27 protein-coding genes are annotated in these 24661 nt (G+C 37.8%); 18 read left to right on the forward strand and 9 right to left on the reverse strand.

What is annotated here, in order from left to right:
* Positions 1–27: 27 nt before the first annotated feature.
* A complete protein-coding gene (locus tag CLV94_RS01220) occupies positions 28–1047 on the reverse strand; it encodes a quinone-dependent dihydroorotate dehydrogenase (protein ID WP_121374645.1) in 1020 nt (339 codons plus the stop codon).
* A gap of 161 nt (positions 1048–1208) precedes the next feature.
* On the opposite strand from CLV94_RS01220, the gene CLV94_RS01225 reads away from it, so the two are divergent.
* The 3 genes from CLV94_RS01225 (at position 1209) to CLV94_RS01235 (ending at position 3731) form a co-directional block, all read left to right on the forward strand.
* On the forward strand, positions 1209–1826 hold the full coding sequence (locus CLV94_RS01225) for an HD domain-containing protein (protein WP_121374646.1): 618 nt from the start codon (positions 1209–1211) through the stop codon (positions 1824–1826).
* Between the two features lie 75 nt (positions 1827–1901).
* Positions 1902–3143 (forward strand): peptidase T, encoded by a 1242-nt coding sequence (gene pepT, locus CLV94_RS01230; RefSeq protein ID WP_121374647.1) that lies wholly within the window; start codon positions 1902–1904, stop codon positions 3141–3143.
* Between the two features lie 12 nt (positions 3144–3155).
* Complete coding sequence (locus CLV94_RS01235) at positions 3156–3731, forward strand: YdeI/OmpD-associated family protein (protein ID WP_121374648.1); 576 nt, start codon at positions 3156–3158, stop codon at positions 3729–3731.
* A gap of 48 nt (positions 3732–3779) precedes the next feature.
* Here the strand turns inward: CLV94_RS01235 and yajC are convergent, their stop codons facing one another.
* From yajC to CLV94_RS01255, 4 genes are all read right to left on the reverse strand, one after another.
* A complete protein-coding gene (gene yajC / locus CLV94_RS01240; RefSeq protein WP_121374649.1) occupies positions 3780–4055 on the reverse strand; it encodes a preprotein translocase subunit YajC in 276 nt (91 codons plus the stop codon).
* A 7-nt stretch (positions 4056–4062) separates the two neighbouring features.
* A complete protein-coding gene (locus CLV94_RS01245; protein ID WP_121374650.1) occupies positions 4063–4539 on the reverse strand; it encodes a DUF1573 domain-containing protein in 477 nt (158 codons plus the stop codon).
* Between the two features lie 17 nt (positions 4540–4556).
* Entirely contained in the window at positions 4557–5465 is a 909-nt protein-coding gene (nusB, locus tag CLV94_RS01250) for a transcription antitermination factor NusB (protein ID WP_121376192.1), read from the reverse strand.
* Between the two features lie 116 nt (positions 5466–5581).
* Positions 5582–6682 carry a Glu/Leu/Phe/Val family dehydrogenase gene (locus tag CLV94_RS01255; RefSeq protein WP_121374651.1) on the reverse strand — a complete coding sequence of 367 codons (1101 nt, stop codon included), beginning with the start codon at positions 6680–6682 and terminating at the stop codon, positions 5582–5584.
* Between the two features lie 201 nt (positions 6683–6883).
* Between CLV94_RS01255 and CLV94_RS01260 the strand changes: the two genes are divergently transcribed.
* The 4 genes from CLV94_RS01260 (at position 6884) to CLV94_RS01275 (ending at position 11430) form a co-directional block, all read left to right on the forward strand.
* Entirely contained in the window at positions 6884–8632 is a 1749-nt protein-coding gene (locus tag CLV94_RS01260; protein WP_121374652.1) for an ABC transporter ATP-binding protein, read from the forward strand.
* A 73-nt stretch (positions 8633–8705) separates the two neighbouring features.
* Entirely contained in the window at positions 8706–9083 is a 378-nt protein-coding gene (locus CLV94_RS01265) for a PUR family DNA/RNA-binding protein (RefSeq protein WP_121374653.1), read from the forward strand.
* An 80-nt stretch (positions 9084–9163) separates the two neighbouring features.
* A complete protein-coding gene (locus tag CLV94_RS01270) occupies positions 9164–10195 on the forward strand; it encodes a WG repeat-containing protein (RefSeq protein ID WP_121374654.1) in 1032 nt (343 codons plus the stop codon).
* Positions 10196–10278: 83 nt separating this feature from the next.
* A complete protein-coding gene (locus CLV94_RS01275) occupies positions 10279–11430 on the forward strand; it encodes a DUF6438 domain-containing protein (RefSeq protein ID WP_121374655.1) in 1152 nt (383 codons plus the stop codon).
* On the opposite strand, the gene CLV94_RS01280 is transcribed toward CLV94_RS01275, so the two are convergent.
* Positions 11427–11780, reverse strand: a complete 354-nt coding sequence (locus CLV94_RS01280; protein WP_121374656.1) for a tRNA-binding protein — start codon at positions 11778–11780, stop codon at positions 11427–11429. The two genes, CLV94_RS01275 and CLV94_RS01280, sit on opposite strands and share 4 nt — an antisense overlap.
* An 85-nt stretch (positions 11781–11865) precedes the next feature.
* Here CLV94_RS01280 and CLV94_RS01285 point away from each other — a divergent pair, with 85 nt between their 5' ends.
* On the forward strand, positions 11866–12420 hold the full coding sequence (locus tag CLV94_RS01285; protein WP_121374657.1) for a thioredoxin family protein: 555 nt from the start codon (positions 11866–11868) through the stop codon (positions 12418–12420).
* A gap of 9 nt (positions 12421–12429) precedes the next feature.
* Here the strand turns inward: CLV94_RS01285 and CLV94_RS01290 are convergent, their stop codons facing one another.
* Both CLV94_RS01290 and CLV94_RS01295 read right to left on the reverse strand, forming a co-directional pair.
* On the reverse strand, positions 12430–12966 hold the full coding sequence (locus CLV94_RS01290; RefSeq protein WP_121374658.1) for a hypothetical protein: 537 nt from the start codon (positions 12964–12966) through the stop codon (positions 12430–12432).
* A gap of 100 nt (positions 12967–13066) precedes the next feature.
* The gene (locus CLV94_RS01295; RefSeq protein ID WP_121374659.1) at positions 13067–13999 is read right to left on the reverse strand and encodes a peptidylprolyl isomerase; all 933 of its coding nucleotides are present in this window, start codon (positions 13997–13999) and stop codon (positions 13067–13069) included.
* Between the two features lie 162 nt (positions 14000–14161).
* Between CLV94_RS01295 and CLV94_RS01300 the strand changes: the two genes are divergently transcribed.
* The 8 genes from CLV94_RS01300 (at position 14162) to uvrB (ending at position 22899) form a co-directional block, all read left to right on the forward strand.
* Positions 14162–14611 (forward strand): DUF1569 domain-containing protein, encoded by a 450-nt coding sequence (locus CLV94_RS01300; RefSeq protein ID WP_121374660.1) that lies wholly within the window; start codon positions 14162–14164, stop codon positions 14609–14611.
* A 93-nt stretch (positions 14612–14704) separates the two neighbouring features.
* Complete coding sequence (gene trmD / locus CLV94_RS01305) at positions 14705–15382, forward strand: tRNA (guanosine(37)-N1)-methyltransferase TrmD (protein WP_121374661.1); 678 nt, start codon at positions 14705–14707, stop codon at positions 15380–15382.
* Between the two features lie 206 nt (positions 15383–15588).
* Positions 15589–15939: a 50S ribosomal protein L19 gene (gene rplS / locus CLV94_RS01310; protein WP_121374662.1), complete on the forward strand. Its 351-nt coding sequence runs from the start codon at positions 15589–15591 to the stop codon at positions 15937–15939.
* A 180-nt stretch (positions 15940–16119) separates the two neighbouring features.
* Complete coding sequence (locus CLV94_RS01315) at positions 16120–16884, forward strand: hypothetical protein (protein WP_121374663.1); 765 nt, start codon at positions 16120–16122, stop codon at positions 16882–16884.
* A 310-nt stretch (positions 16885–17194) separates the two neighbouring features.
* A complete protein-coding gene (locus CLV94_RS01320) occupies positions 17195–19417 on the forward strand; it encodes an NADP-dependent isocitrate dehydrogenase (RefSeq protein WP_121374664.1) in 2223 nt (740 codons plus the stop codon).
* A 105-nt stretch (positions 19418–19522) separates the two neighbouring features.
* Complete coding sequence (locus tag CLV94_RS01325) at positions 19523–20185, forward strand: thiamine diphosphokinase (RefSeq protein ID WP_121374665.1); 663 nt, start codon at positions 19523–19525, stop codon at positions 20183–20185.
* 45 nt (positions 20186–20230) lie between these two features.
* A complete protein-coding gene (nudK, locus tag CLV94_RS01330; RefSeq protein ID WP_121374666.1) occupies positions 20231–20815 on the forward strand; it encodes a GDP-mannose pyrophosphatase NudK in 585 nt (194 codons plus the stop codon).
* Between the two features lie 95 nt (positions 20816–20910).
* Entirely contained in the window at positions 20911–22899 is a 1989-nt protein-coding gene (uvrB, locus tag CLV94_RS01335; RefSeq protein WP_121374667.1) for an excinuclease ABC subunit UvrB, read from the forward strand.
* A gap of 6 nt (positions 22900–22905) precedes the next feature.
* Here uvrB and CLV94_RS01340 read toward each other — a convergent pair whose 3' ends face one another.
* Positions 22906–23307, reverse strand: a complete 402-nt coding sequence (locus CLV94_RS01340) for a TerB family tellurite resistance protein (protein WP_121374668.1) — start codon at positions 23305–23307, stop codon at positions 22906–22908.
* A 57-nt stretch (positions 23308–23364) separates the two neighbouring features.
* Between CLV94_RS01340 and CLV94_RS01345 the strand changes: the two genes are divergently transcribed.
* Together CLV94_RS01345 and CLV94_RS01350 are read left to right on the forward strand one after the other, a co-directional pair.
* Complete coding sequence (locus tag CLV94_RS01345; RefSeq protein ID WP_121374669.1) at positions 23365–24159, forward strand: alpha/beta hydrolase; 795 nt, start codon at positions 23365–23367, stop codon at positions 24157–24159.
* A gap of 80 nt (positions 24160–24239) precedes the next feature.
* Positions 24240–24659: a DUF1456 family protein gene (locus tag CLV94_RS01350; RefSeq protein WP_121374670.1), complete on the forward strand. Its 420-nt coding sequence runs from the start codon at positions 24240–24242 to the stop codon at positions 24657–24659.
* Positions 24660–24661: the final 2 nt, after the last annotated feature.

A 24661-nucleotide genomic window follows, 5' to 3' on the forward strand; every position in this document is an offset into this window, starting at 1 on the left:
TTTATACTAACGAACTATCGAATTATCTTACTTTTCTTTTAGTATCTTTTGGTTGATTTTTTTGATCAGAGCTGGGCCTTCATAAATAAATCCAGTATACAGTTGCACTAAGCTGGCACCTGCTTCTAATTTCTCAAGCGCGTCTTCGGCAGAATGAATTCCTCCTACTCCAATTATCGGAAAGGATTTATTGCTTTTTTCGGAAAGAAAGCGGATTACTTCTGTAGAACGTTTTGTCAGAGGCTTTCCAGACAAGCCGCCTGTTTCTTTTTTGTTTTCGGATTTCAGCCCTTCTCTAGAAATAGTCGTATTGGTAGCAATTACGCCCGCAATTTTTGTGTCGTTTACGATGTCAATAATATCCAAAAGCTGTTCGTTTGTCAAATCAGGTGCTATCTTGAGGAGAATCGGTTTCTGTTTTGGCTTTGTGACATTCTTATCTTGGAGAGATTGCAACAACTGTGTCAGTGGTTCTTTATCTTGTAATGCACGAAGATTTGGCGTATTCGGAGAACTTACATTTACGACAAAATAATCTACATGATCATATAAGGCATCAAAGCAGATTTCATAATCTGAAGTTGCTTCTTCATTTGGAGTCAGCTTATTCTTCCCGATATTTCCTCCAATCAGCACGCCATTATTTTTTTTCAGTCTTTCGACAGCTTCAACCACACCGCCGTTGTTAAATCCCATCCTATTGATGATTGCCGAATCTTCTTTTAGGCGGAAAAGGCGTTTTTTAGGATTTCCCTCCTGTCCTTTTGGCGTGAGCGTACCGATTTCGATAAAGCCAAAACCAAGATTCGAAAGTTCTTTATATAACTTTGCATCTTTATCAAATCCGGCGGCCAGGCCAACAGGATTTTTAAATTTCAAGCCAAAAACTTCACGTTCCAGTCGTTTATCTTCTATTTGATAAAGCGATTTGAAAATTGATTTCGAGCCCGGAATCTTGTTTAGAAAACGCAGTGTTGAAAAAGTAAAATAATGGATTTTTTCCGGATCAAACCCGAAAAGAAGTGGGCGGATTAGTGATTTGTACATTTTAGCTGTGTTGTGTTTTGCAAAAATAGAATTATCAATCCGATTATTAAATGTTTGGCAGATTTTTTTGTAGATGTTATCAATTGTTTATTTTATATTTAGCCTACAAAATCTCTTCTGTAGACTCTCAGAATGAGCATTGATACTTTCTAAATTTAGATATGTTACAACAAAACTTCAATAGTCTCTTTCAAAAATACAATCAAGATATTTCTTTACAAGTGAAGCTTTGGCTAGAAATCAAGAAAAATCATTCTTCTAAAAAAAGACATTATCACAACCTGTCGCATTTGGAAAATTTGTTCGAAGAATTAATTCCTATTAAACAAGAATTTGAGGATTGGGATACAATACAGTTTTCAATATACTATCACGACATTGTTTACAAAACTACACGAAGCGACAATGAAGAAAAAAGCGCTCAGCTTGCTGTGGAAAGGTTGGAACAGATTAGCTATCCTGAAGACAAAATTCAAAAATGCAAACGCCAGATTCTTGCCACAAAATTGCATGCTGTCGCCGATCCAGATACGAACTTATTTACCGATGCCGACTTATCTATTTTAGGAAAAAGCTGGGAAGTTTATGCAACTTATTACCAGCAAATTCGAAAAGAATACAGCATCTATCCTGATTTCATGTACACTAACGGCAGGAAAAAAGCGCTACAGCATTTCTTGGACATGGAATATATTTTCAAGACGAGTTATTTCCAAAACAAATACGAAAGTCAAGCTAGAAGGAATCTAGAAAAAGAGCTTCAAATTTTAGGCAAATAATCGTTAAACCTTGCGCTAAAAAAGGGAGAAAACTTAAATAAATTGTAACTTCGCGTCACATTTTAAACATATATTATGCAACATATTATTGACCGTTTTATCAGTTATGTTACTATTGATACGGAATCGGACCCAAATTCAAATACAACTCCAAGTACAGCAAAACAGTGGGACTTAGCGAACAAATTAGTTGAAGAGCTAAAAGCAATCGGATTGGAAGATGTTACGATTGACGAAAATGCGTATATCATGGCGACTTTGCCTAGCAATGTAGACCATGAAGTTCCAACCATCGGATTTGTTTCGCATTTCGATACGACACCTGATTTTACGGGAGCCAACATCAAGCCGCAAATCGTAAAAAATTATGACGGTGGCGATATTATCTTAAACAAAGAGCAGAATATTGTTCTTTCTCCAAATTATTTCAAAGATTTATTACAATACAAAGGCCAGACGATTATCACGACAGATGGCACGACATTACTTGGTGCTGATGATAAAGCTGGTATTACCGAAATTGTGACGGCTATGGAATATCTGATCCAGCATCCAGAAATCAAGCACGGAAAGATCAGAGTCGGATTTACTCCTGATGAAGAAATCGGTCGCGGTGCTCATAAATTTGATGTGAAAAAATTCAATGCCGACTGGGCTTATACAATGGACGGAAGCCAGATTGGCGAGCTTGAATATGAAAATTTCAATGCTGCTGGCGCTAAAATTACCTTCAAAGGAAAAAGCGTACATCCAGGTTATGCGAAAGGAAAAATGATTAATTCTATGTTGATCGCAAACAAATTCCTTTCAAAATTACCAAAAGACGAAGTTCCTGAAAGAACAAAAGGCTACGAAGGATTTTTCCACGTACACCACTTAAACGGAACAATCGAAGAAACTACATTAGAACTGATCATTCGTGACCACGACAAGAATAAATTCGAAAAAAGAAAGAAACTAGTCGAAAAAATCACGAAAAAAATCAACAAAAAATTCGCGGCTCAATTTGGTGAAGATATAGCAACTGCCGAAATCAAGGACCAGTATTACAATATGAAGGAAAAGGTCGAGCCAGTCATGCATATTGTTGATATTGCCGAAAAAGCAATGAAACAACTTGGAATTAAGCCAATCATCAAACCGATTCGTGGCGGAACTGATGGCTGCCAGCTGTCTTATATGGGACTCCCATGTCCTAATATTTTTGCAGGCGGACATAATTTCCATGGGAAATACGAATACGTTCCTGTAGAAAGCATGCAGAAAGCGGTAGAAGTTATTGTGAAAATTGCCGAGCTGACTGCAGAAAAAAAATAATTTTTTTTGCCGATGGAAGAAAAACACATATGGGACAAGACCAATCAATGGGAAGAGGAATTGGAGTATCTAAAATCGATAATTATCAAGACAGAGCTTGTTGAAATGGTAAAATGGGGAGCACCGGTTTATACCTTAAACAATAAAAATGTATTGGCAATCGGAGGCTTCAAGAACTTTTTTACCATCTGGTTTTACAATGGCGTTTTTCTGAAAGATTCAAAAAAAGTATTGGTGAACGCTAATGAAGGCGTTACCAAAGCTTTAAGACAATGGCATTTTCAATCCAAAGAAGAGATTGATGAAAAACTCGTTCTTTCTTATATACAAGAAGCGATTGAAAATGAAAAGGCCGGAATTTCAAGCAAGCCAGCAAAAAAAGAAGCTATCGTTTCGGAATTTATGGAAGAGCATTTTAAATCAGATATGGCACTGAAAAAGGCTTTTGAATTGTTCACTCCTTTTAAGCAAAGAGAATTTCTAGAATATATCGAAACTGCAAAACAGGAAAAAACAAAAATTTCAAGGTTTGAAAAAATCAAGCCCATGATTTTAGAAGGAATTGGCCTGAATGATAAATACAGATAACAAAAAAGTCCCGATAAATCGGGACTTTTTATTTTATAGAAAAGCTTATTATTTAGCTTCGTTTGCCATTTTGCTCAATTCCAAAGAAATTGCAGAACGCTCCATTTTTAATTTTCCAGACATCGTTTCAAGAACAATTGTTCTTTCTGCCAGTTCAGAAATTTTTCCGTGAAGACCACTTTTAGTAATGACTTTATCTCCTACTTTCAGTGCTGATTCGAATTCTTTTTCTGCTTTTGCTCTTTTTTGTTGAGGCCTGATCATGAAAAAGTACATGACCACGAACATTCCTCCAAATAATAATATATTTCCGTATTGTTCCATGATAATTTTAGTGATTTGTTACTCCAATGCCACCAGCTTTTGGCGTCACTTCTGCTTTGATTGTTAATAATTCGTTTCCAGAAGCCGTATTCGCTGTAATGTTTACAGATTTTTGTTGTTTTCCAGGTTTTCCAGTAGAATCGAAAGTTACTTTCATCGTGCTGGTTTCACCCGGCTTGATTGGTTCTTTCTTAAATACAGGAACCGTGCAGCCACAGCTTCCTTTAGCATCTGCAATGATCAAATCTGCATCGCCCGTATTAGTGAATGTAAAAACGTGCTCTACTTTATCTCCTTCTTTAATCGTTCCAAAGTCGAATTCTTTTTCTGTAAAGCTCATCACAGGAACTTTTCCAGTCGACTCTTCGCGCATTGCTGTTTCTTGAACGTTAGAAGCCTCTACTTTTGAAGACGCATTGTCTTTGCAAGAAACGGTTAAGACTAGCGAGGCAATTGCCAGCAAACCTACAGTTTTTCTAATCATAATTACTAGTATTTAAGTTACATCAAACCTCTTCCGGTTTTGTTAAGTTTATTTGCGGTTTGGTAATCTTTTACAAGATTATCTAAAATTCCGTTGATAAAAATACTGCTTTTTGGCGTAGAATATTCCTTTGCAATTTCTAAATATTCGTTAATAGTTACTTTTACAGGAATAGACGGGAATTTCAATAACTCGCAGATAGCCATTTTTAATATAATGGTATCGATTTCAGCTATCCTGTCCGAATCCCAATTAGGTGTCTTGTCGATAAATTCTTTAGATAATTCTGGTTCGTTTAAAACTGTTTTACGGAATAAGTTTTTCGTAAAATCTTTATCTTCAGAATCTTTATACACTTTCGGGATTGAAAAATCTTCATCTGTAGATTTCAATGCCTTTAGTTGTTTTACGATGTGCGTATTGACTAACGGAATATCATCTACCCAAGTCAATTTGTTATCTTCAAGGTATTCGTACAGTTTTTCGTTAGGAGCAATTAAATCGGTAAAAACAGAAACGATGAATCGTTTGTCTTCTTCAAAATTGTTCACCCGATTGCTCATGTAAGTCTTATAAAGATCGCTGTTCTTGATTTCTTCCAACAGGATTCTTATATAGTCTTCATTCAAATGCCAGTCGTTGATTTTTCGATTCTCTAAGGCCATGCTTAAAGAATTGCTCTCTACCAACAGCTGCAGTACTGAATTATTGATAAATTTTTTGTTTGGATTTCGTTCTTCGGCTGTCACGAGATGTTTCTTGCTTGATTTATCAAGAAAATCTTCTTCTCTTTTTTGGATTTCTATCAGCGAAGACAGCATGATAAGGTATAAATCTTGAATATTTTCGATACTGTAGAATAAGAATTTTTCTTCTTTTTCAAGATTATCAGAATTGTTTTGATGCATGGCATATACTGACTGCATTACTTTCACACGGATATGTCTTCTATTTAACACCTTATAAGAACTTTTAAAAATTAACAAAGCGAAAGAGATTTTCTTTCGCTTTGCAAAAATAAGAATATTATTGAAACCCTAAATTATTTAGCGTTTTCTTTTTTTCTGTCGTCAATACGTTTTTGAGCAATCGATAAAGCAGCTTGGTGCGTAGTGATTCCGTTCGTTTCAGCAAAACTGAAGATTTCCAATGTAGTATTGTAGATATTTTCAGTTCTTCTTAATGCTTCAGCACTGTCATAACCTACGATTTCAGCATATACATTGATAATTCCACCAGCATTGATCAAGAAATCAGGAGCATAAGCAATACCTCTGTCTTTCAAGATTTTTCCGTGGATTTCTTCGTTTGCCAATTGGTTATTAGCCGCACCAGCAATAACTTTAGCTTTGATTTTGTTTACAGTTTCGTCATTGATAGTAGCTCCAAGTGCACAAGGCGCATAAATATCAACATCAGCACCATAGATATCGCCAGTATAAATTTGAGCACCGTATTTTGCATTAATTTCTTGTAATCTAGCCTCGTTGATGTCGGTCATTTGAACCAAAGCACCTTCAGCAGTCAAATGCTTGATAAGCGTTTCCCCAACGTTTCCAGTACCTTGAACTAAGATTTTTTTACCGCTAAGATTATCAGAACCGAATTGGTATTTTGCAGCAGCTTTCATTCCCATGTACACACCATAAGCTGTTACAGGAGAAGGATTTCCAGAACCGCCTCTAGCTTCAGAGATTCCCGTTACATAAGGCGTAACGTCTCTAATTAAGTCCATGTCTGGAGTTGTAGTCCCTACGTCTTCTGCCGTAATATATTTACCGCTTAATGAATTGATATATTCACCAAACTTTGTGATCATTTCTGGAGTCTTGTCCACTTTTGCGTCACCAATGATGACCGCTTTTCCACCACCAAGGTTTAAACCTGAAATAGCAGATTTGAAGGTCATTCCTCTTGAAAGTCTCAAAACGTCATTAAGAGCTTCCCATTCGTTGGTATATTTCCACATTCTCGTTCCACCCAAAGCTGGTCCTAAAACTGTGTTATGAATGCCGATTATTGCTTTCAAACCAGTATCTTTGTCATTACAAAATACGATTTGTTCGTGATTGTCAAATGATAATTGTCCAAAAACCGGGTCGATTTTGTGAAGCTCACTTGCTTTTGCTACTTCTGTTATCATACTATCTTTATTAAGTGGTTAATTATGATTTCATCAAAAAGATGTGGCAAAATTAAGATTTAAATCAAAACTTTGCAATGAAATTAACTTTTATTAGCAATCCACTAATGAGATTAGCATTTTTGCATTTTAAATAAAAAATCATTTTAAATATATTTTTAACATATAAACACACTTATTTCCCTATTTTTATATAATACAATGAAAGAACTTCAATATTTAAACAAATATTTCGTCAAATACAAATACCATTTTTTATTAGGAATTGTCACCACAATTATTGCGCAGATATTTTCCCTATATACTCCTAAATTAATCGGAAATTCCATCAATGCTTTGACTAGTAATGAGTTTGATGCAGAAACAACAAAAAACATCCTGCTCGAAAATATCTTATGGGTATTAGCAACCACATTTATTGCCGGAATACTTACTTTTTTAATGCGCCAAACGTTGATCGTAATGTCACGTTATGTAGAATTCGACTTAAAAAATGAGGTTTTCAGGCAATATGAAAATCTTTCGCAGAATTTCTACAAAAGAAACCGCACGGGCGATTTGATGAACCGCATCAGCGAAGATGTTGGAAAAGTAAGGATGTATGTTGGTCCTGCCGTGATGTATACGCTGAATACCTTCATCCGTTTTGCAGTCGTAATTGTTCAGATGTATATTATTTCACCGAAACTTACCTTATATACTTTGCTTCCGCTGCCGATATTGTCTTACCTTATATTCAAGCTGAGTAACGAGATTAACGTAAGGAGCGGTATTTTTCAACAGAATCTTTCTCAGCTTTCGAGCTACACACAAGAAATTTTCTCTGGAATCCGCGTCATAAAAGCCTACAGCCTGGAAGAAAAATCACATAATGAATTTTCGGATTTGTCGGAAGAAAGCCGTGAAAAGAGCATGAAGTTAGCCAAGACCAACGCATTGTTTGGCCCCTTGATGATTTTGCTTATCGGAATGAGCAACTTGGTCGTAATCTATGTCGGAGGTATGATGTATATCAACGGTTCGGTAAAAAGCATCGGCGTTATTGCGGAGTTCATATTATATGTAAACATGCTGACTTGGCCGGTAGCCTCGTTAGGATGGGTATCTTCGATGATTCAGGAAGCCGAAGCTTCGCAGAAAAGAATCAACGAGTTCCTTAAAATACAGCCTGAAATCAAGAACAAGACTTTAGAAAGTTCGGTAATCGAAGGAAAAATCACTTTCAACCACGTGAGCTTCACATACGAAGATACCAATATAACAGCGCTAAACAATGTAAGCTTTACGATACAAAAAGGAGAAACGCTGGCCATATTAGGAAAAACAGGTTCTGGAAAATCGACGATACTGAGCTTAATCAGCCGACTGTACGATATAAAAGACGGCGAGATTACCATAGACAATCATAACATCAAAGGACTCAACCTTCATGATGTCAGAAACAGTATCGCTTTTGTACCGCAGGACGCTTTTTTATTTTCAGATACTATAATGAACAACATCAAGTTCGGGAAAGAAGACGCGACAGAAACAGAAGTTATGGAAGCAGCTAAAAAAGCGGTGGTCCACAACAACATCATGGGCTTCAATGATAAATACCAGACGGTTATCGGCGAAAGAGGAATTACATTATCCGGCGGACAAAAGCAGCGTGTTTCAATTGCTCGAGCTATCATCAAGGATTCAAAGATTTTATTGTTAGACGATTGCCTTTCGGCCGTTGATACAGAAACAGAAGAAGCGATCTTGAACAACCTTCTCGAGTTCTGCAAAGACAAGACGACAATTTTGGTGAGCCATAGAGTATCATCAGCTAAAAACGCTGACAAAATCATTATTCTAGAGGATGGAAAAATCATCCAACAAGGTTCTCATAATCAATTGGTAAACCAAGAAGGATATTACAAAGACCTATATCTAAAACAGCTTTCTGAAAAAGAAATCCTATAAAAATGTTGTTTAATTCAGCTATTTTTTAGATTTTTGGTTCAAGATAACACACAAACCATTTGAAAGAAGGATTATGAGAGAAAATGACATGCTAGAAAAAGAAGAGATTTTTTCTAAAGTATTGAGAGCCGGAAGAAGAACCTATTTCTTCGATGTTAGGGCTACAAAAGCTGACGACTACTATATCACAATCACGGAAAGCAAAAAATTCACTGAAGAAGACGGATCTTTTCATTTCAAGAAACACAAAATCTATCTTTACAAAGAAGACTTTGCTGCATTTTCAGAAATCTTAGAAGAAATGACTTCGTATGTCTTAAACCACAAAGGCGAAGAAGTAATCTCTGAAAGACACCAGAAAGATTTCAAGAAAGAATTCTACGCAGAGAAAGCGCCAGTTGAAACCTCCGCGACGGCAAGCTTTACAGATATTGATTTTGACGATATTTAATCGATTTACAATACCAAAATTCCCGAAATAACCTTTCGGGAATTTTTATTTAGAGAAATAACTAATTTTCTTTCAGCTATATGAAATACCTGATCATCTGTCTTTTGCTTGGGAATTGCCTTTTGGCGCAAACTAAAATTGCTGGCATTTATGATAAAAGCACAAGAACATTCATTCCCACTGACAAAACTTACAAAGTACAGTATTTTATGAAAGGCCATGCTACAGTTTCAGATGGCAAATCTTTTGGAATAATAGATAGCACAGGCGTTATTGTCGTTCCTATTATTTATGAAGATGCAAATGGCTTTTCAGAAGGTATGACACGCATTAGAAAAGGAGGACTATATGGCTTTCTAAACAAATCTGGTAAAGAAATCCATTGTGTTTATGAAGAGGCCAAAGGCTTTTCGGAAGGCCGAGTCTGGGTAAAAAAAAATGGAAAGTGGGGACGTATCGATACCGATGGCAAAGAAGACATTCCTTTTATTTACGATACCGCAGGCTTTTCTTCGGAAGATATGATGCAAGTCAAGAGAGAGGGAAAATTTGGCACTATCAATAAAAAAGGTCAAGAAGTAATTCCTTGTATCTATGATGGGATTGGCTTTTTTAAAGAAGGGCTTGTAGTGGCCACTAAAGGAAAAAAAAGTGGTTATTTAGATAAAACAGGAAAAGTAATTATTCCTTTTATTTACGATTTGGCAGATGACTTCAAAGATGGATTGGCAATTGTCAGAAACAATAATAAATGTGGTCTCATAGATAAAAAAGGAAAAGAGATAACACCGCTTATATATGATGGCATGGATAAGTTCGGTAACGACCAGTCCGGACTGGCAAGAGTCCAAAAGAATAACAAATGGGGTTTCATCAATAAAAGCGGAAAAGAAATCGTTCCTTGCGCCTACATCAAAGCCAACTTTTTTCACGAAGGTCTAGCATTGCTTGTCAAAGTAGACGGAAAATCCGGTTATGTGGATGCTTCAGGAAAAACAATAATCCCTTTTACAGAGTATACTAGTGCTGAAAACTTCAGAAATGGAAAGGCTGAAGTCCGTAAAGACAATACTATCTTTTTTATCAATAAGCTCGGAGAGCCGATTAAGTAATCTGATTCATTAATTTTAATTTCCTTTTTTAATTACAGCAATCAGAAAGTTTCGATTTCCAGCTTTTTATTATCAAACATCTTATGCGAAATTTAATTTTAGTTTTCTCCATACTATCTATTATTCTTGGCTGTAATAAAAATTCAGAATTTTCAGCAAATAATGATTTCCGAGATTCATTGATTGGAGATTGGGAAGAAATTATAAGAATTGACAGCAATCATATTTACATAGAACCTATCTTTTCTCCAACTGGTTATTCATTTTCCAAAGACAACATTGAGTTTTTTAACGGACTATTTGATATTAAAAACGATACTTCAAAAAGATATAGGACCGTAAAGTATTTAGGAAACTTCAAGAAATATAAAATTGAAGGCAATCAATTATTTACAAAAAATTTGAAGACTAAAAAATGGCAGGAATTCTGGAAAATAAAACATATAAAAAACGACACTTTATTTATAATAAATGAAGGCAAATCCATTGGAAAACTAAAAAGATTAAAGTATAAAATTGAAGAAAAAAATGATTTTGACAAAATAGTGTACTCTTCTCTTGGCTGTTATGGAACCTGCCCTATCATAGACATATCGCTTGACAGATCAGGAAATATTAATTTTCAGGGCAACAGATTTGTAGATGAGATTGGTTTCTATAAGGGAAAACTTGATAAAAAAACAACTGCTTTTATTTTTAGAAAATTTGAAAAAGCTGACATTACAAATTTAGAAGACAATTATTCCGACGCCGTTACCGATTCACAAACAATAACAACAACTTTCATAAAAAACGGCAAGATTGTAAAATCAATTCAAGATTACGCATTTTCATCAACAAAAGAATTGATATGGGCATATGTTCCAATAGGAAATATTTTCAAAACAATGACACTTACCAAAATTACCCCTGAATCAAACTTTACAGACATAGCTTTACTATCATTTAGTAAAGGAGAAAAAACACTTAATATAAATGGTTCGGAAGGATTTTTTCTTTGGACAGAATTACAAAAAGGCCAGCTAACAAGAATAAACTTTGCTCCAACTTATAAAATATCGTATACGCAAAATAAAAACACTAACTTAAAAGAGATTAGTTCCGACGGTCGCTTCTATAAACTTGAATTTAAAAATAATCATACAATAACCTATGATCTGGGATACAACTTCATCGAAAGAAATTTCAAAGAAAAAGACTTTGAAAAAGAAAAATCCTTAGAAGATTTTTTCTAGCCAATCCTCAAGCCATTCTCCACTTTTAAATCCGGAGACAACAAAACAACCGATCCTTCTTCGCCTACAGCTCCCAAAACCAAACATTCGCTCATGAATTTTCCGATCTGTTTTTTAGGAAAGTTTACGACAGCAACAATCTGTCTTCCGACTAAATCTGCTTTTTCATAGTGCTTAGTAATTTGCGCCGAAGTTTTTCTGGTTCCAATTTCATTGCCAAAATCAATGACTAATTGGTAAGCTGGCTTTCTGGCTTCAGGAAAATCATTAGCTTCGAGAATAGTCCCGACACGCATTTCGACTTTTTCAAATTCGGTCCAAGATAAATTGTTCTGTGCTTCTGGATTCATAATTTTAGTTTTCTATACTGATTGGATTGTCCAAAGTTCGGAATTTTCTGCTTATATTTAAACCTCAATTTCATTTCAACGCGCCATGTCAAAAACTCCATCCAATATGCTCTCACTGGGAACTGCCGCTCCGCAATTCAGGCTAAAAGATACCAATTCCAATTTCTATTATTCTTTTGAAGACCTCAAAGGAAGCAAAGGAACCTTGGTAATGTTTATCTGCAACCATTGTCCGTATGTTATCCATGCTTTGCCGGAAATTTTGATGATTGCTAACGATTACAGAGTACAGGGCATCGGAATCATCGCCATCAGCAGCAATGATGTAGAAAAATATCCGCAGGATGGACCGCAAATGATGACTGAGTTTGCCTTTAAAAACAGTTTTGATTTTCCTTATTTATACGACGAAACGCAAGAAGTTGCAAAAGCCTTCGATGCAGCCTGTACGCCAGACTTTTATCTTTTCGACGCTCAGGAAAAGTTATTTTACAGAGGGCAACTGGACGATTCAAGACCTTCAAACGGAATTACTTTAAGTGGAAGCGACCTGAGAAATGCTATCGACGCGTTGATCTACAACCGAAGCCTTGCTGCCATCCAAAAGCCAAGCTTGGGTTGCAACATCAAGTGGAAGTAATTAAAATTATTACTTTTCCAACACAATATCTATCGGACGGTTCATTTTTGGACCGAATTGCACTTCACGGGCTTTGCTCGAACACAAGACATACATATTAAAGCTGTTCAGTTTTACGACCTGCGTCTTGAAATGCCCTCCATTTTCATCCCCATCAACATCCTCAATCTTGAGGCTGAAATCATCCGCAGGAAAGGTACTTTTTATGGAAAGCAGGTAATTGTCTTTTGCAAACGGAAAAAACCAGCGTTCTTTTGAAACTTGAGAATCTGCCGTTATCCTATTTCCTTTGTCATCTACTTTATAATTAGCCGTAAAAACCAAGGGCTTGCCGCTGTTGGTCCAGCTGTACAGATTATTTGCATTGAGCAGGTCCATGCCCAATCCGTTGATAATAGTAATTTTCAGTCCAGAGATGTTCTCTTTTTTGCCCGATTCATGGACATTCAGCACAAAATACGAAGTAAAATCATAACCGCAATGCTGTGCAACTTGGGCTTTTGAGGAAAACGAAACCAGAAAAAGTATAAAAAATAAATAGCGCATCAGATCAATTTATAGAGTGGCAAAAATACAAAAGCAAATAGCATTCCAATAAAAAAGCACCCTGAAATAGAGTGCTTTTAACTTTATAGGCAGAACGCAATTATTTCACGTCCATCAATTCTACATCAAAAATCAAGGTAGCATTTGGAGGAATCACGCCGCCTGCGCCACGAGAACCATATCCTAAGTGCGATGGAATCACAAAACGTGCCTTATCGCCTACTTGCAACAAAGCAATTCCTTCGTCCCAACCTTCAATAACATTGCCTCTTCCTAAAGGAAATTCGATTGGTTTTTTTCTTGGATAAGAAGAATCGAATACTTTTCCATCCTCCAATTGTCCTGTATAATGCACAGAAACCGTCTTGCCGTTTTCTGCTTTTTTACCATTTCCTTTTTGGATCATTTTGTAACGAAGCCCGCTTTCAGTTTTGTCGAATCCGGCTGCTAATTTTTCCATCTTAGCTTCTGCTTCTTCTTTTGCTTTAGCTTCGCGTTTGGCACGAGAACCTTCAAATACTCTGAAAGCTTCAATAGCATTCCATTTTTTTGCTTCTTCGCCTTCGCGGATGATTTCGATACTTTCAATTTCATCGCCTTGAGCGATAGCGTCTACCACATCTTGCCCTTCAACTACATGTCCGAAAACCGTATGCTTGTCATCCAACCAGTTCGTAGGAACGTGCGTGATGAAAAACTGAGAACCGTTAGAACCCGGACCTGAATTAGCCATAGACAATACTCCTGGCTTGTCATGCTTCAATTCTGGGTGAAACTCATCATCGAATTGGTACCCCGGGCCGCCTGTTCCTGTTCCTTGAGGACATCCTCCTTGGATCATAAAATCAGGAATCACACGGTGGAATTTCAATCCGTCATAATACGGCTTTCCTTGTGGTCTTGATTTGTTTTCTAAATTTCCTTCTGCCAATCCAACAAAGTTGCCAACCGTTCCTGGCGTTTTATCGTGAGTCAATTTCACTAAAATCGAACCTTTTGGAGTATTGAATTTTGCGTATATTCCGTTTTCCATCTTATTTGTTTTATTTTTGAATTGCCAAAATTACGAATTAAAATGTGAAAATAAATACAATTTAATGACCTATGTCAAACAAACAAGCTTGGTATTTGCTTAAATTTGCATCACAGAAAAAAAGACAATTATCTGCTTTGAAAAAATAAAACCGCCGACCACATGAACAGTATTTTTCATCCAGAAGGAAATAAAAAATTAATCGAGCGTATCGAAACGCTTACGCCGATTACGCATAACGAATGGGGAACGATGAACGTGAGCCAGATGCTTGTGCATTGCCAGATGCCTATCAAAGTAGCTTTTGGAGAACTAAAAATCAAGGCAGGACTTATAGCGATTTTCTTCGGAAAGTTAGCAAAGAGAAACTTGACCAGTAAAAATCCTATCAAGAAAAACCTTCCTACCGCCAAAGAATTTATCGTAAAGGGTCATCCTGATTTTGAGCAGTCAAAAGCCGATCTAGTCTCTATGATTACACGATTTGCCCATGAAGGCCCAAGCGTTATAAAAAATACCAAGCATCCTTTTTTCGGACACCTGACAACCGAAGAGTGGGATTATATGCAATGGAAGCATTTGGATCACCACCTGAAACAGTTTGGAGCTTAATTCATTTGTTATTTTTGATTTAAGATTTTAGATTTAGGACTGTCTGAAATCTAAAATCTTGAATCCAAAATCATAAAACCCTAATTTCCCAAGATGAGAATCGACATTATTACCGTACTTCCCGAATTATTAAGAAGCCCATTCGAAGCCTCAATCATGAAAAGAGCTATCGATAAAGGACTCGTAGAAGTCCATTTCCATAATTTGAGAGACTATACTACCAACCGACAAAAAAGCGTAGATGACTACCAGTTTGGCGGCGGTGCGGGAATGGTAATGATGATCCAGCCGATTGACGACTGCATCGCAAAGCTGAAAAGCGAACGCGAGTATGACGAAGTCATCTATATGACTCCCGACGGAGAAACTTTAAATCAAGGCATGGCCAACAAGATGTCGTCTTTAGAAAACATCATTATCCTGTGTGGCCATTATAAAGGTGTAGACCAAAGAGTACGCGACCATTTTATCACCAAAGAAATTTCTATCGGCGATTATGTACTTTCGGGCGGCGAATTAGGCGCATTAGTTTTATCAGATGCATTGATTCGATTGATTCCCGGCGTATTGAGTGACGAGACTTCGGCCCTGACGGATAGCTTTCAGGACAACCTGCTCTCTCCTCCTATCTATACCCGCCCTTCAGAATACAAAGGTTGGAAAGTGCCCGACATATTGCTCAGCGGCCATTTTGCCAAAATCGATCAATGGCGCGAAGAAAAAGCCTTTGAACACACGAAAAACAGAAGGCCGGATTTATTAGATAGATAATTTTGAGGTTTCGGATTTGAGATTTTAGATTTCAGTCTGAAGTAATTCGTAATTTTTAATTCATGATTCTTTTTTCTTTCCATAAAAAAATCCCTGATTCATAATTCATAATTCATAACTTTTTATATCTTTGCACCCACTTTGGACCAACCTCTGGCGAGAACCGTGAATGTTGCTCTGATAATCAAATACTTAAATCAAACAAAATGGCAGATTTGATGAAATTCGTTAAAGACGAATTTGTAACAAAAAAAGATTTCCCAGATTTCGGTGCTGGAGACACAATTACAGTTTACTACGAAATTAAAGAGGGTGAAAAAACAAGAACTCAGTTCTTCAAAGGAGTTGTAATCCAAAGAAGAGGTTCTGGAACGACTGAAACTTTTACAATCCGTAAAATGTCTGGTGCTGTTGGAGTTGAGCGTATCTTCCCAGTGAATATGCCAGCTTTGCAAAAAGTTGAAATCAACAAAACTGGTAAAGTTCGTAGAGCTAGAATTTTCTACTTCAGAGAACTTACTGGTAAAAAAGCTAAAATTAAAGACAGAAGAAGATAATTTATTATCTCTTATCTATAAAAATCCCGAAGCAGTTCGGGATTTTTTTTTGCCTTTTTCTATCCTTTCAGCCCTAGAAGATTTTCGGAGAAAACATACCTTGAATATTTATAGATTGATATAAACTAAAAAATTATACCTTTACGTTCAAGTAGGCAAACCTCCTTAAAACCAAACATTATGAAAAAAATAGTTTTATTATCCAGTCTTGTGGCACTTCTATTTTCATCTTGTTCTAGCGATGACTCGCCGTCACACGAGGACACATCGAATGTGCTGCTGCAAAAAACCATAACTTATGGCCTTGATGGGAGTTACGAAACCCTTTATAAATACGACGGCAAAAAATTGCTGGAAGCCCGAAGCAGTAAAGAAAATAAAAAGTTTAGCTATCAAGGCGAGAATATCTCAAAAATCAGCTGGTATGACAATCCGGATACCGACAACACACTTTCTCAATATGTAGATTTTGAATATACTGCCGACGGGAAATTAAAAAAATTCAACCAGCACAGCAGCTACCCTTTAGCTGTTGACTTTACCTACGCTGGCCGCGATACCGTAAACTTCGTTGCAGTTGCTGCAAGAAGCGCTTATAATTTCACAGGCTATTTCTTAGTAAAAGACAATGAAATCACTGAATATGTCTACTTGAACGGAGGGACGCCTAGGCCATCTGTACGTTATCAATACGACAACAAAAACCATCCTTTGAAAAACGTAACAGGATACAACAAGCTATCCCTATTCCATTACTTTTACAATTCGGCGCATTTTAATGGCTTTACGACAAATATCGGAAGCTCCAAAAACTGTATCAGCAACAGCCTAATTGCCAATCCAAACGTAGTTGAAATCATGAATACCTACGAATACAACGACAAAGGATTCCCTAAAACGATCAATAAAGACAGTAATACAGCGGCTGACCATCTGTTTTATTAAAAATACATCTTTACAATTCCAATAGCAGCTATAGGTTCTTTCCTTATAGCTGTTTTTTTACTTTGAAACCCAGCTACCTGCCACAGCTTGACTGACCATTACCGTTACTTTCAAGTGCTAAAATATTTTGATGTTATAAAATATCCACGTTAAAACTTTCTACTTATTTGTCGATTTCGCAGTAATCAATCTTTTAATTATCAATTCCTTAAATCAAACGTTTTCGCTTTCTCCAAATTCTTAAATTCGCGTTGCTTTTCTTATATTTGCAATCCTTACAAGTAAAATAAACAAAACAAACTTTTCCAAAATGTCAGATAAAGCAACCATTTTTTATACGATTACGGACGAAGCGCCGATGCTTGCCACACATTCCTTTTTACCTATTGTAAAATCCTTTACGGCTCCGGCTGGAATCACCGTAGAAACCAGAGACATTTCCTTAGCAGGAAGAATTATCGCGAATCTGGCGGAGTATTTAACTCCAGAGCAAAGAATCAATAATGACCTGATCGAATTAGGAAAGCTGGCAACGACTCCTGAAGCAAACATCATCAAATTACCGAACATTTCCGCTTCGGTTCCTCAATTAAAAGAAGCCATCAAAGAACTTCAAGCTCTAGGATACAAGCTTCCTGAATTTCCTGAAAATCCGCAAACTGACGAAGAAAAAGCCATCAAGGCAAGTTATGCAAAAGTTTTAGGATCTGCTGTAAATCCAGTACTTCGCGAAGGAAACTCTGACAGAAGAGCTCCGAAAGCCGTGAAAAACTATGCTAAAAAACACCCGCATTTTATGGGCGCTTGGAGTGCAGACTCTAAAACGCACGTAGCCAGCATGAGCGAAGGCGATTTCTACGGAAGTGAAAAATCAGTAACGGTAAAAGATGCTGATACTTTCAAGATTGAATTCGTTGGCAATGACGGAACTACAAAAACATTAAAAGATACCTCTCCGCTTAAAGCAGGAGAAATTATAGACAGCGCAGTCTTGAGCATGAAAGCACTAAAAAGCTTCGTATCTAAAGAAATTGAAGATGCGAAAGCAAAAGGCGTTCTGTTCTCAGTACACTTGAAAGCTACGATGATGAAGGTTTCCGACCCGATTATCTTTGGAGCAATCGTAGACGTTTTCTTCGCGCCGGTTTTTGAAAAATACAAAACACTATTTGCAGAACTAGGAATAGACACTAAAAACGGTTTAGGCGATGTGTATGCTAAAATTGCAGGACATCCGAAACAAGCTGAGATAGAAGCTGACCTAAATGCTGTATACGAAAACGGACCAGCCATCGCCATGGTTAATTCAGACAAAGGAATCACGAATCTTCATGTTCCTTCAGACGTAATTGTTGATGCCTCGATGCCAGCAATGATCCGTACCTCTGGACAAATGTGGAATAAAGATGGTAAAGGCCAAGATACCAAAGCAATCATTCCAGACCGTTCGTATGCAGGCGTATATGTAGCAACGATCGATTTCTGCAAAAAGAATGGCGCTTTTGACCCAAAAACTATGGGAAGCGTTCCAAACGTAGGCTTGATGGCGCAAGCTGCTGAAGAATACGGCTCGCATGACAAGACCTTCCAAATGACTGCTGACGGAACTGTAAAAGTTATCAATTCTAAAGGAGAAGTCCTTACAGAACAAAAAGTTGAAAAAGGTGATATTTTCAGAATGTGTCAAGTAAAAGACGCTCCGATTCAAGACTGGGTAAAACTAGCCGTGAATAGAGCAAGATTGTCTGACACTCCGGCTGTTTTCTGGTTGGATGAAAATAGAGCGCACGACAGACAATTGATTGAAAAAGTAAAAGTATACCTAAAAGACCACGATACGAACGGATTAGACATCCGAATCATGAATCCGGTAGACGCTACTAATTTCTCGTTAGAAAGAATCAAAGACGGAAAAGACACGATTTCAGTAACAGGAAACGTTTTGCGTGATTATTTAACTGACCTATTCCCTATCCTAGAATTAGGAACTTCAGCAAAAATGCTTTCTATCGTTCCGTTGATGAACGGCGGAGGCTTGTTCGAAACCGGAGCAGGAGGTTCAGCACCAAAACACGTAGAGCAATTCGTTGAAGAAGGCTACCTGCGTTGGGATTCGCTTGGCGAAGTATTAGCTTTAGGTGCTTCTTTGGAGCATTTAGGACAGACTTTAAACAATTCAAAAGCGTTGGTATTATCTGAAACTTTAGACCAGGCAACAGAAAAATTCTTAGATACCGACAAATCTCCTGCAAGAAAAGTAGGCCAAATCGACAATAGAGGCTCTCACTTTTATATTGCCTTATATTGGGCACAGGCTTTGGCGGCACAAGACAAAGATGCTGAATTGAAAGCTACTTTTACTGAAATTGCAAAAGAACTGACAGAAAACGAAGCCAAAATCAACGAAGAGTTGATCGGCGCTCAAGGCAAACATCAAGAAATTGGCGGCTATTACAAGCCCGATTTCAAATTGACGGACAAAGCCATGAGACCAAGCGAAACGCTTAACAAAGCTTTAGCTAAATTAGCGTAAGGCTTTAACGTATTTTATAAAAAAAGACGACTGGAAACGGTCGTCTTTTTTATATTTTTACGTCTCAATCCTCCCAATTCCTAATTCATAATTCATAATTACAAAATGTCAAGCCACCACATTGTCCGAGACGACCAAGAACCTGCCTTAATCATTGCCAACGGTGCCGCCTGCAGCAACGAATTGTTAGGACAGCTGCTCGAATGGTCGCCCCTAGTAATCGTATTGGATTCTGCGATCGAAAGAGTTTTGGAATTAGGCATAAAGGTCGATGTGCTGTTAGGTGATTTTGACTATGGCTTTGATCCGGAATATTACAGAAATCTGCAGTTTCCGCTAGAAATTGTCTATACTCCTGACCAAGAAAAGACCGATCTAGAAAAAGCTTTTGATTATCTGATCGAAAAAGGACATAAAGCCGTGAATGTAGTCTGGGCAACCGGACGTAGAGCCGACCATACGATTGTGAATATGACCAATATCGTGCGTTTCCAAAATAAGCTGAAAATTGTCATCTTAGATGATTATTCCAAAATTTTCCAGCTTCCGAAACGCTATGAGAAATGGTACCCGAAAGGCTTTCCGATTTCACTGATTCCCGTAGGAACCGTAAACGGCGTTACCTCTACCAACCTTGATTACCTATTGCATGACGAGACGCTGACCATGGGCTATCGCACCGGAAGCAGCAACCATGTAGCACAAGACGGCATAGTAATTATCGAGCACAAAGAAGGCGATCTATTGATGATGGAATGCTTTGACTAATGGCTCCACCCAAATAAATACAGTATAAACCAACCCTAAAACGAAATGACAAATCCTGCTATAAAAATCAAGAGTTCAGAAATTCTTTCTGATAACTGGTACATCCTCAAGAAGATTGTTTTCGATTACCAGAAAAAAGATGGCAGCTGGGAAACCCAGTCCCGAGAAGTTTATGACCGTGGCAATGGCGCGACCATTCTGCTTTACAACAAAATTCAAAAAACCGTCATCCTTATCCGTCAGTTCCGCATGCCCACTTTTGTAAATGGCAACGAAACCGGAATGGTTATCGAAGCCTGTGCTGGCCTTTTGGAAGAAGAAAATGCAGAAGAATGCATCAAGCGCGAAACGGAAGAAGAAACCGGCTACAGCCTGACCGAAGTCAGAAAAGTATTCCAAGCCTATATGTCGCCTGGTTCGGTTACTGAAATCATACACTTCTTCGTGGCAGAATATTCCAAAGACATGAAAGTAAGCGAAGGCGGCGGATTGTCGACCGAACATGAAAATATCGACGTGCTGGAAATTCCCTTTGAAAAAGCCATGCAGATGATTGAGAACGGCGAAATCAAAGACGCCAAGACCATCATGTTGTTGCAATATGCCAAAATCAACAACCTTTTGGGTTAGACAATCCATAGAGAAAGCTTTAAATTTTTAAGTTTTCCTAAAGTCTTTTTTCGTATTTTCCTTTGTAACTTTGTTACTTAAACTTCTATCTCCAAATGAAATTTCAAGTCGTATCAGATTACAAACCTACTGGCGATCAGCCACAAGCCATTGAAAAATTAAGCAAGGGCATCAATGACGGCGAACGTTTTCAAACGCTTTTAGGAGTGACAGGCTCTGGAAAGACTTTTACGATGGCCAATGTCATCCAAGAAGTACAACGACCTACCTTGGTACTGGCGCACAACAAGACGCTGGCGGCACAGCTGTATTCTGAATTCAAGCAGTTTTTTCCGAACAATGCGGTAGAATATTTCGTTTCCTACTATGATTATTACCAGCCGGAAGCTTTTATTCCCGTAACCGGAACGTATATCGAAAAAGACCTGTCTATCAATGAAGAATTGGAGAAGATGCGACTAAGTACGACCTCTTCACTCCTTTCAGGACGCAGGGATATCATCGTGGTTTCTTCCGTTTCCTGCTTATACGGTATCGGAAACCCTGTGGAATTTCAAAAAAATGTAGTCTCTGTAGCCAAAAACCAGATTATTTCTAGGACAAAGCTATTGCATCGACTCGTCCAATCACTTTATGCAAGGACAGAAGCCGAATTTAATCCCGGAACATTCCGAATCAAAGGCGATACGGTCGAAGTTTTCCCGAGTTATGGCGACGAGCCTTTCCGAATTCACTTTTTTGGAGATGAAATTGAAGAAATAGAAGCTTTTGATGCCAAGACATCATTAGTCTTAGAAAAATATACAAATCTGAACATCTACCCTGCCAATATGTTCGTGACTTCGCCTGAAGTTTTGAACGGCGCTATTTGGGAAATCCAGCAAGATTTGGTGAAACAAGTCGATTATTTCAAAGAAATAGGAAAACATCTGGAAGCAAAACGTTTGGAAGAACGAACCAATTTCGACTTAGAAATGATTCGAGAATTAGGCTATTGCTCTGGAATCGAAAATTATTCACGATATCTCGACGGACGTCTGCCTGGCACAAGGCCGTTCTGCCTGCTTGATTATTTCCCAAAAGATTATCTTATGGTCGTTGATGAGAGTCACGTAACCGTTTCGCAAGTCCATGCCATGTATGGCGGCGACCGATCTAGAAAAGAAAATCTGGTAGAATATGGCTTTCGCCTCCCAGCAGCTATGGACAACCGTCCGTTAAAGTTTGAAGAATTTGAGGCTATGCAGAACCAAGTCGTCTATGTTTCTGCAACGCCAGCCGATTATGAGTTGGAAAAATCAGAAGGAATATACGTAGAGCAGATTATACGTCCGACCGGGCTGTTGGATCCGATTATCGAAGTACGCCCGAGCCTCAATCAAATCGACGACCTAATTGAAGAAATCCAACAACGTGTCGAATTGGACGAAAGGGTGCTTGTCACCACGCTGACCAAAAGAATGGCGGAAGAACTTGCAAAATATCTTACCAAAGTAGCTATCCGCTGCCGCTACATCCATTCCGAAGTCGATACGTTGGAACGCGTAGAAATCATGCAAGATTTGCGAAAAGGATTATTCGATGTGCTGATTGGCGTAAACCTCTTGAGAGAAGGACTGGATTTGCCCGAAGTATCTCTTGTGGCCATATTAGATGCCGACAAGGAAGGCTTTTTGAGAAACAACCGTTCGCTGACGCAGACTGTAGGAAGGGCCGCCAGAAATATCAACGGTAAGGCGATCATGTATGCTGACAAGATAACAGCAAGCATGCAAAAAACAATCGACCAGACGAATTACAGGAGAGAAAAGCAGATGAATTATAATACGAAGCACAATCTTTCGCCAAAAGCGCTGAACAAAAAAATAGAAAGCACTTTGGCAAAAAATTCTGTTTCGACGCAGTACTTCGAAAACCAAGCCTTAAAAGCTGCCGAACCCGAAAGCAAATACCTAACCAAGCCCGAAATCGAGAAAAAGATTCGTGAAGCCAGAAAAGCAATGGAAAAAGCGGCTAAAGATTTAGATTTCATGCAGGCAGCGAAATATCGTGATGAGATAAAAGCGCTGCAGGAGAAAATATAGAGCTTTCTAGTTTAGCTGTTCCCTAAAAATTTCAATCAATACTTCGGGTGCTATCATGCCGTTAGGTGATTCTTCCATAGCTTTCAAGATTCTTTTGATGGCAAAAGGATTCAGTCCCATATTGACGCCCATCTGCTTGATGGCTATTTCCTCCTTTTCATGAAGGACACCGTCGCAATGCATCAACAAGGCTAGCCTGTAGAATTGCTGTATACGCTGTTTTTCTGATTTTATAGGAATAGCAATTAATTCTTGGTGGAAAAGATTCTTGAAATCTTCTTTTGTAACTTTTAATTCTTGGGCAACGATGCTCAAAAACTGGTATTCTCTATCGTGGAGCTTCCCATCGACGATTGCAAAAGCAATCATTTCGGCAAGGAGGCTTAATTTCTGTTTGTAAGTATTCATTAAATCCTTATTTTTAGCTAAAATATTCTTTTTTGTCCAATCCCAAAAATCATTCGTTTGAGATATTTATTCACAATTTTCTTGTCCTGCTTTTTTCTAAATGTAAAAGCACAGGAAAGCACGGCCTCGCCGCAGGTCAGTACTTTTGAAATAGAAGCCCCTCAATTAAAAACCGTCAAGAAAATATGGGTCTATCTTCCGAAAGGCTATGCGACTTCTAAAAAAAAATGTCCTGTGATCTATATGCATGATGCACAGAACCTGTTTGACGCAAAGACTTCGTATGCGGGCGAATGGAACGTGGATGAGACGCTGGACAGTCTGAAAACGCAAGCCATTGTTATCGGCATCGAGCATGGAAATGAAAAACGTATGGATGAGCTGACTCCTTTTCCGAACAAAAAGCATGGCGGCGGCAAGGCAGATGATTATTTAGATTTTATTGTCAACACCTTAAAACCCTATATAGATAAAAATTACAGGACAAAAACCAATGCCAATAATACTATAATTTTTGGCAGTTCTTTGGGAGGATTGGTTTCGTATTATGCCGTCCTGAAATATCCTGACGTTTTTGGAAAAGCAGGTGTCTTCTCGCCTTCGTTCTGGTTTACGGATGAAATTTATACGATAACAGAAAAATCAAAAAAGATCAAAGCCAAGATTTATTTTTTATATGGCGATTCTGAAAGCGACGACATGGTCATCGATGCCCAAAAGATAAAAAAGCTTTTAGACGAAAATAGATGCTACTGCCTGAAGCTTGACAAGACTGTTATTGTAAAAGGCGGACAGCATGGCGAAAAATTATGGAGAGAAGGCTTTGCCAAAGCAATTTTATGGTTGTTGTAAGTAATTCCAACCCTGTCAGAGTTTTGAACTCTGACAGGGTTATTCATAAAATAAATCTATCTTTGCAACAAATTAAGGATATGAACAATAACGATATTTTCAAAAAGCTTCGCGTAGCATTGCAATTGCGTGATGACCAAATAGCAGAAATAATGCAATTGGTAGATTTCAGGATTTCTAAAGCGGAATTGGGCGCTTTTTTCAGAGCAGAAGATCATCCGAATTATATGGAATGTGGCGACCAAGTATTGCGTAATTTCTTAAACGGACTGATCATCCACCTACGAGGCACAAAAGAGAATCCAAAGAATGCGATGGATGTTATCAATGAAAATAGAGCTCAATTAAAATCGGCTACTAAAAAAATTGTTCCGAAAGAAAATGTAAAAAAGCCCGCGCCTAAAGCTCCTGGAAAAAACTTCAAGCCTAAAAAGGTTGAAAGCAAAGTCAATCCGGTTGAGAAAGTACGTTTTAACAACGGAAAGAATAAAAAAGCGTAAGG

The organism is Flavobacterium endophyticum, assembly GCF_003634455.1.
Classification (GTDB): Bacteria; Bacteroidota; Bacteroidia; order Flavobacteriales; family Flavobacteriaceae; genus Flavobacterium; species Flavobacterium endophyticum.

Coding starts and splice junctions, on each gene's coding strand:
- trmD (WP_121374661.1), top strand. CDS start 14,705: ATGAGAATCGACATTATTACCGTACTTCCCGAATTATTAAGAAGCCCA.
- CLV94_RS01245 (WP_121374650.1), bottom strand. CDS start 4,539: ATGATTAGAAAAACTGTAGGTTTGCTGGCAATTGCCTCGCTAGTCTTA.
- CLV94_RS01315 (WP_121374663.1), top strand. CDS start 16,120: ATGAAAAAAATAGTTTTATTATCCAGTCTTGTGGCACTTCTATTTTCA.
- CLV94_RS01275 (WP_121374655.1), top strand. CDS start 10,279: ATGCGAAATTTAATTTTAGTTTTCTCCATACTATCTATTATTCTTGGC.
- CLV94_RS01320 (WP_121374664.1), top strand. CDS start 17,195: ATGTCAGATAAAGCAACCATTTTTTATACGATTACGGACGAAGCGCCG.
- CLV94_RS01340 (WP_121374668.1), bottom strand. CDS start 23,307: ATGAATACTTACAAACAGAAATTAAGCCTCCTTGCCGAAATGATTGCT.
- CLV94_RS01295 (WP_121374659.1), bottom strand. CDS start 13,999: ATGGAAAACGGAATATACGCAAAATTCAATACTCCAAAAGGTTCGATT.
- CLV94_RS01300 (WP_121374660.1), top strand. CDS start 14,162: ATGAACAGTATTTTTCATCCAGAAGGAAATAAAAAATTAATCGAGCGT.
- CLV94_RS01285 (WP_121374657.1), top strand. CDS start 11,866: ATGTCAAAAACTCCATCCAATATGCTCTCACTGGGAACTGCCGCTCCG.
- nudK (WP_121374666.1), top strand. CDS start 20,231: ATGACAAATCCTGCTATAAAAATCAAGAGTTCAGAAATTCTTTCTGAT.
- CLV94_RS01220 (WP_121374645.1), bottom strand. CDS start 1,047: ATGTACAAATCACTAATCCGCCCACTTCTTTTCGGGTTTGATCCGGAA.
- rplS (WP_121374662.1), top strand. CDS start 15,589: ATGGCAGATTTGATGAAATTCGTTAAAGACGAATTTGTAACAAAAAAA.
- CLV94_RS01325 (WP_121374665.1), top strand. CDS start 19,523: ATGTCAAGCCACCACATTGTCCGAGACGACCAAGAACCTGCCTTAATC.
- pepT (WP_121374647.1), top strand. CDS start 1,902: ATGCAACATATTATTGACCGTTTTATCAGTTATGTTACTATTGATACG.
- CLV94_RS01270 (WP_121374654.1), top strand. CDS start 9,164: ATGAAATACCTGATCATCTGTCTTTTGCTTGGGAATTGCCTTTTGGCG.
- CLV94_RS01260 (WP_121374652.1), top strand. CDS start 6,884: ATGAAAGAACTTCAATATTTAAACAAATATTTCGTCAAATACAAATAC.
- CLV94_RS01225 (WP_121374646.1), top strand. CDS start 1,209: ATGTTACAACAAAACTTCAATAGTCTCTTTCAAAAATACAATCAAGAT.
- yajC (WP_121374649.1), bottom strand. CDS start 4,055: ATGGAACAATACGGAAATATATTATTATTTGGAGGAATGTTCGTGGTC.
- uvrB (WP_121374667.1), top strand. CDS start 20,911: ATGAAATTTCAAGTCGTATCAGATTACAAACCTACTGGCGATCAGCCA.
- CLV94_RS01265 (WP_121374653.1), top strand. CDS start 8,706: ATGAGAGAAAATGACATGCTAGAAAAAGAAGAGATTTTTTCTAAAGTA.
- CLV94_RS01290 (WP_121374658.1), bottom strand. CDS start 12,966: ATGCGCTATTTATTTTTTATACTTTTTCTGGTTTCGTTTTCCTCAAAA.
- nusB (WP_121376192.1), bottom strand. CDS start 5,465: ATGCAGTCAGTATATGCCATGCATCAAAACAATTCTGATAATCTTGAA.
- CLV94_RS01280 (WP_121374656.1), bottom strand. CDS start 11,780: ATGAATCCAGAAGCACAGAACAATTTATCTTGGACCGAATTTGAAAAA.
- CLV94_RS01350 (WP_121374670.1), top strand. CDS start 24,240: ATGAACAATAACGATATTTTCAAAAAGCTTCGCGTAGCATTGCAATTG.
- CLV94_RS01235 (WP_121374648.1), top strand. CDS start 3,156: ATGGAAGAAAAACACATATGGGACAAGACCAATCAATGGGAAGAGGAA.
- CLV94_RS01255 (WP_121374651.1), bottom strand. CDS start 6,682: ATGATAACAGAAGTAGCAAAAGCAAGTGAGCTTCACAAAATCGACCCG.